The sequence below is a fragment of the Aeromonas sp. LsrichE-8G genome (assembly GCF_022869435.1).
GTDB classification, from domain to species: domain Bacteria; phylum Pseudomonadota; class Gammaproteobacteria; order Enterobacterales; family Aeromonadaceae; genus Aeromonas; species Aeromonas caviae.
Map to the genome: position 1 here is coordinate 1 of NZ_JALIHH010000005.1, position 5646 is coordinate 5646.

General features: G+C 62.1%; 4 protein-coding genes and 1 pseudogene. All 5 read left to right on the forward strand.

The genetic code is table 11. The features are described from left to right. A pseudogene (locus MUW49_RS01095) lies at positions 1-140 on the forward strand (IS1595 family transposase); the annotation flags it as partial. Positions 141-717: 577 nt separating this feature from the next. Beyond that, positions 718-1716 (forward strand): BMP family ABC transporter substrate-binding protein, encoded by a 999-nt coding sequence (locus MUW49_RS01100; protein ID WP_041212138.1) that lies wholly within the window; start codon positions 718-720, stop codon positions 1714-1716. Between the two features lie 101 nt (positions 1717-1817). Next, positions 1818-3380, forward strand: coding sequence for an ABC transporter ATP-binding protein (locus MUW49_RS01105; RefSeq protein WP_052815657.1), 1563 nt, complete (start codon positions 1818-1820; stop codon positions 3378-3380). Next, complete coding sequence (locus MUW49_RS01110) at positions 3377-4495, forward strand: ABC transporter permease (RefSeq protein ID WP_010672473.1); 1119 nt, start codon at positions 3377-3379, stop codon at positions 4493-4495. Before MUW49_RS01105 ends, MUW49_RS01110 begins: the two co-directional genes overlap by 4 nt. Before the next feature lie 2 nt (positions 4496-4497). Further along, complete coding sequence (locus MUW49_RS01115; protein WP_052815643.1) at positions 4498-5463, forward strand: ABC transporter permease; 966 nt, start codon at positions 4498-4500, stop codon at positions 5461-5463. Positions 5464-5646 lie beyond the last annotated feature (183 nt).

Genomic DNA, 5646 nt, shown 5'->3' on the forward strand with positions numbered 1-5646 from the left:
CAAGGCATCTTGCGGAATACTGCTTCCGGTTTAATCATCGTTTTGACCTCAAGAGCATGTTGGTTGAATTGGGGCATGCAGTCGTGGCAAGCCCTCCGATGCCATATCGGCTCTTGAAGCTGGCTGAGGGTCATGGGTAATCAGGTTCATTTTTATCACCCGAACAAATGTCAAAAATACGGCCCCATCCCGGGGGCCAAGTTAACCCGGGTATAACCTAGCGTACCCATATGACAAACACCAATACATTTCCATATGAGTGTGCTTGCCATCACGCAGGCCCCGAACGAGCAGGAAAAACGGCCACAGACGACGGCCCTGGGAGGGAAAATAGCCACCCATCTTGGGCTGTCACACCCGGGGCGGATCTCCTGGCGATCAGCCAGCCCGCCCGCCAACGTGGCGTCGATGAGGCCGCAGGGCTGGTGCCGATGGAAGCCAGTTTTTTCATCAGGGGAGGAAAACGGTTGCGCCTAACGTCATGAATCCAAACACAAATGTCGATCGAGCCCTATTAATCTCGGAATTTAATTCTGCAAAAACACCATAAAACAAACACTTATAAGGCAATTTGCTTATATTTCAAACCGTTAACGCAAACGTTTTTCCTCTATGATCCCCTTGACCAACGGGCTGGCTCACTTACAGTTAGCCAGCGTGCTTTATGACCTGCCAAGACAGGTTGTGGACCCTCACATAACAATCAAGGATACGATCGTGACTAAAGTGCTCAAGCTGGCCACCGTGGCCGCCCTCACCCTCGCTGCCCTGTCCGCCCAGGCAGCCTCCGAGCCCGCCGTCATCTATGACACCGCAGGCAAATTCGACAAGTCCTTCAACGAAGCCGTGTTCCGCAACGGCGTCGAAGTCTACAACAAGGACAAAGGCGTCAAGGTCAAGGAGTTCGAACCCCAGAACGAAGCCCAGCGTGAGCAGGGCCTGCGTCGTCTGGCCAGCCGTGGCAACGGCCCCATCGTCGCCGTCGGCTTCAACATGGGTTCCGCGGTAGAGAAAGTAGCCACCGAGTTCCCGAACACCCAGTTCACCATCATCGACATGGTGGTCGACAAGCCGAACGTCCAGTCCCTCATCTTCAAGGAGCATGAAGGTTCCTTCCTGGTGGGTGCCCTGGCAGCCATCGCCTCCAAGACCGGCAAGGTCGGCTTCGTGGGCGGCATGGACATCCCGCTGATCCGCAAGTTCCAGTGCGGCTATGAGCAAGGCGCCAAGTACATCAATCCGAAGATCGACGTCTATCAGAACATGACCGGCTCCACCCCGGCAGCCTTCGCCGACCCGGCCAAGGGTGCAGAACTGGCCAAGTCCCAGTTCGCCAAGGGCGCCGATGTGGTCTATGCCGCCGCCGGTGGCACCGGTATCGGTGTCTATCAGGCTGCCAAGGACGAAGGCAAGCTGGCCATCGGTGTGGATTCCAACCAGAACCACCTGCAACCGGGCACCATGCTGACCTCCATGGTCAAGTCCGTGGGTCTGGCCGCGTACAAGAGCTGGGATGACGCCGCCAAGGGCAGCTGGAAGCCGGGCATCCAGTCCCTGGGTCTGGCCGAAGGCGGGGTTGACTGGGCGCTGGACGAGAACAACGCCAAGCTGATCACCCCGGAAATGAAAGCCAAGGTCGAGAGCATCAAGGCCGACATCATCGCCGGCAAGATCAAGGTGCACGACTACATGAGCGACAACTCCTGTAAGTACTGATCCTGCTAATACCGAGTCACTGCTACGACTCTCAACCAGTGATGACCGGCCCGCACGGGCCGGTTTTTAGTCTCTACTTCATGACCCGCAAGGACTGCATCATGGACCAGACAGATCGCTATGCCATCGAATTAAGAGGTATCGATAAGCGCTTTGGCGAGGTTTACGCCAACAAGCAGATCGACCTTCAGGTTCGTAAAGGCAGCATTCACGGCATCGTCGGCGAAAATGGCGCCGGCAAGTCGACCCTGATGAGCATCATTTACGGTTTCTACCACGCCGACAGAGGCGAGATGCTGATCGACGGGAATCCGTTCAAACCCCATGGCTCCCAAGATGCGATTGCCGCCGGGGTGGGCATGGTGCACCAGCACTTCATGCTGGTGAACAACTTTACCGTATTGGAAAACGTCATCCTGGGGGCCGAGAACGGCTGGCGCCTAGGCAAGAGCCTGGCGGCCGCCGAGAAGCTGCTGGGCGAGCTGGCACGGGACTATGGTCTCGAGGTGCCGCTGCACGAGAAGGTCGAGGATCTGCCGGTGGGCCTGCAACAGCGGGTCGAGATCCTCAAGGCGCTCTATCGCGGTGCCCGCATCCTGATCCTCGACGAGCCCACCGGGGTGCTGACCCCGCAAGAGGCGGATCACCTGTTCGAGGTGCTGAAAAAGCTGCGGGATCAGGGGGCGACCGTCATCCTCATCACCCACAAGCTGCGGGAGATCCTGGCCATCACGGATCAGGTCTCCATCATGCGCCGGGGGGAGATGGTGGCCCATGTCGCCACCAAAGACACCGACAAGGAGCAGCTCGCCGAGCTGATGGTGGGCCGCAAGGTGCGCCTCAAGGTCGACAAGGGCACCGCCCAGCCGGGCGAGGCCAAGCTCAAGGTCGAGGGCCTCTCTTACGTCGATGACGCCGGGGTGGAACGGGTCAAATCCGTCAGCTTCGAAGTGCGGGCGGGGGAAGTGGTCGGTATCGCCGGGGTCTCCGGCAACGGCCAGTCCGAGCTGCTCAGCATGCTCGGCGGCATCCTCAAGCCCAGCAAGGGCGGCTTCACCATCGCCGGGGCGCAGCGCCACGAGGTGAGCCAGAGCCACCCGGCCGACCCGGAGCAGGTGCGCAACTTCGGCCTCGGCCACATCCCGGAAGACAGGCACAAGATGGGGCTCATCAACCGCTTCGAGGCGAAAGAGGCCTTCATCCTCGGTTATCACCGCCGTGCCCAGTACAACAAGGGCTGGCTGCAGGACAAGGAGGCGATCCGCCAGGATTGCCAGGCCAAGATGGACAAGTGGGACGTGCGCCCGCCGAGCCCGGAGCACAAGACCGCCAACTTCTCCGGCGGCAACCAGCAGAAGCTGGTGATCGCCCGGGAAGTGGAGCAGGACCCGGATGTGCTGCTGGTCGGCCAGCCGACCCGGGGCGTCGACATCGGCGCCATCGAGTACATCCACCAGCAGATCATCGCCATGCGCGACAAGGGCAAGGCGGTGCTGCTGGTGTCGGTGGAGCTGGACGAGATCATGAGCCTCTCCGACCGCATTCTGGTCATCGCCGATGGCCGCATCGTCGGCGAGCTGGACGGCGCCAGGGCGGATGAACGCGCCATCGGCCTGATGATGGCGAACATAGTCCCCGACGATATCAAGGAGGCCCATTCATGAGCCAAGCACGTGTTCCTGCCTGGATATCCGTGGGCGTGCTGCCCGCAGTCAATATCCTGCTGGCCTTCCTGGTGTCGGCCATCCTGTTCTATTACCTCGACATCAGCCCCATCGAGGCAGCCGAAATCATGTGGTACGGCGCCTTCGGCACCGGCGAGGGGATAGGCTTCACCCTCTATTACGCCACCGGTTTCATCTTCACCGGTCTGGCGGTGGCGGTGGCCTTCCACGCTGGCCTGTTCAACATCGGCGGTGAAGGGCAGGCCTATATCGGCGGCCTCGGGGTCGGTCTGGTCTGTCTGCTGCTCGGGGACGTACTGCCGTTCGCACTCTTGCTGCCGCTCGCCATCATCGCCGGCGGCCTGTTCGGCGCGGCCTGGGCCTTCATCCCGGCCTGGCTGCAAGCCAAGCGGGGCAGCCACATCGTCATCACCACCATCATGTTCAACTTCATCGCCGCCTCCCTGATGGCCTACCTCTTGGTCGACGTCTTCAAGCCGCCAGGATCCATGGCCACCGAGAGCAAGGTGTTCGCCGTGGCGAGCTGGCTGCCGAAGATGAGCGAGCTGGCGGCCGGTTTCGGCATCGCCATGCCCAACAGCCCCCTCAACATCAGCTTCTTCTGGGCGCTGATCTGTGCGGCCCTGGTGTGGGTCTTCATCTGGCATACCCGCTGGGGCTACGAGATCCGCTCCGTGGGCGCCAGCCAGAGTGCCTCCGCCTATGCGGGTATCTCCTACCCCAAGGTGGTGATCCTGGCCATGGTGATCTCCGGCATGCTGGCGGGCTTCTTCGCCCTCAACGTGCTGCAGGGTGAGCTGCACCAGATCAAGCTCAACTTCGTGGAAGGCTTCGGCTTCACCGGCATCGCGGTGGCCCTGATGGGCCGCAACCACCCGGTCGGCGTCATCATCGCCAGCCTGCTGTTCGGTTTCCTCTACCAGGGCGGCGCCGAGCTCAGCTTCGAGTTCGGGGTGGACCGCAACATCGTCGTGGTGCTGCAGGGTCTGGTGATCCTGTTCTGCGGCGCCCTGGAGCACATGCTGCGCCCGCGCATCGAGCAGGCCTATCTAGCCTTTGCCAACCGCCCGGCCGCCCAAGTGAAAGGAGCCTGATCATGTTCGAAATACTGATCCTGATGCTGGACGCGACCATTCGTACCGCGCCTCCGCTCATCCTGGCGGCCATGGCCGGGATGTTTTGTGAACGCTCCGGGGTGGTCAACATCGCCCTGGAGGGCAAGCTGCTGGCCTCCGCCTTCGCCAGTGCGGCGGCGGCCGCCGTCACCGGTTCCGCCTGGATTGGGCTGGGGGTCGGGGTGGGGATCTCCATCCTGTTCGCCCTGCTGCACGGCTTCGCCACCATCACCCACCGGGGTGATCAGGTAGTGAGCGGCATGGCCATCAACATCCTGGCGGCCGGCCTCACCGTGACCCTGGGGCGCTACTGGTTCGATCAGGGGGGCCAGACCCCGGCGCTCTCCGGTGCGGCACGCTTCGCCCCCATCGACCTGCCCTATGCCAAGGAGCTCTATGACGTGCCCGTCATCGGCCAGCTCTACAGCGAGCTCTTGAGCGGCCACTCCCTGCTGGAATACGTAGCATTCGCCGCCGTGCCCCTGGCCTGGTGGGTGCTGTTCCGCACCCGCTTCGGCCTGCGGCTGCGGGCGGTGGGCGAGGCTCCGGCCGCGGTGGATACAGCCGGTATCTCCGTGGTGCGCATGCGCTACACCGCCCTCATCATCGGCGGCCTGCTGGCGGGGATCGGGGGCACCTATCTGGCGGTGGCCCAGACCGCCCAGTTCATCCCCAACATGAGCGCGGGCAAGGGCTTCATGGCGCTGGCGGCCCTGGTGTTCGGCAAGTGGCGCCCCTGGAACGCCATGGCGGCCTGTCTGCTGTTCGGCTTCCTCGACGCGGTCGCCATCCGGCTGCAAGGGGTCAGCATCGGCGATTTCCCGATCCCGGTGCAGGCCATTGAGGCGCTGCCCTACATCCTGACGGTCTTCCTGCTGGCCGGTTTCATCGGCAAGGCGGTGGCCCCCAAGGCCCTCGGCACCCCCTACGTCAAGGAGCGGGAATAGCCCCGCCCTTCATGCCATGCAAAAGGCCCGCACATGCGGCAATGCTGTTCACTTAAGCGGAGCCGCATTGCGATTTACCGGAAAACGGGTCTTTGATATCTTCACCGCCCTGGGTCTCGATGGCCTGGGGCGTTTTTCTATGAACATGACGCCTATGCAGCCCCGCAACTCCGCCAACCTCCG

Bases quoted from the DNA above. Each gene is read 5' to 3' on its own strand.
- MUW49_RS01115 (WP_052815643.1), top strand. From the start codon at position 4,498: ATGTTCGAAATACTGATCCTGATGCTGGACGCGACCATTCGTACCGCG.
- MUW49_RS01110 (WP_010672473.1), top strand. From the start codon at position 3,377: ATGAGCCAAGCACGTGTTCCTGCCTGGATATCCGTGGGCGTGCTGCCC.
- MUW49_RS01105 (WP_052815657.1), top strand. From the start codon at position 1,818: ATGGACCAGACAGATCGCTATGCCATCGAATTAAGAGGTATCGATAAG.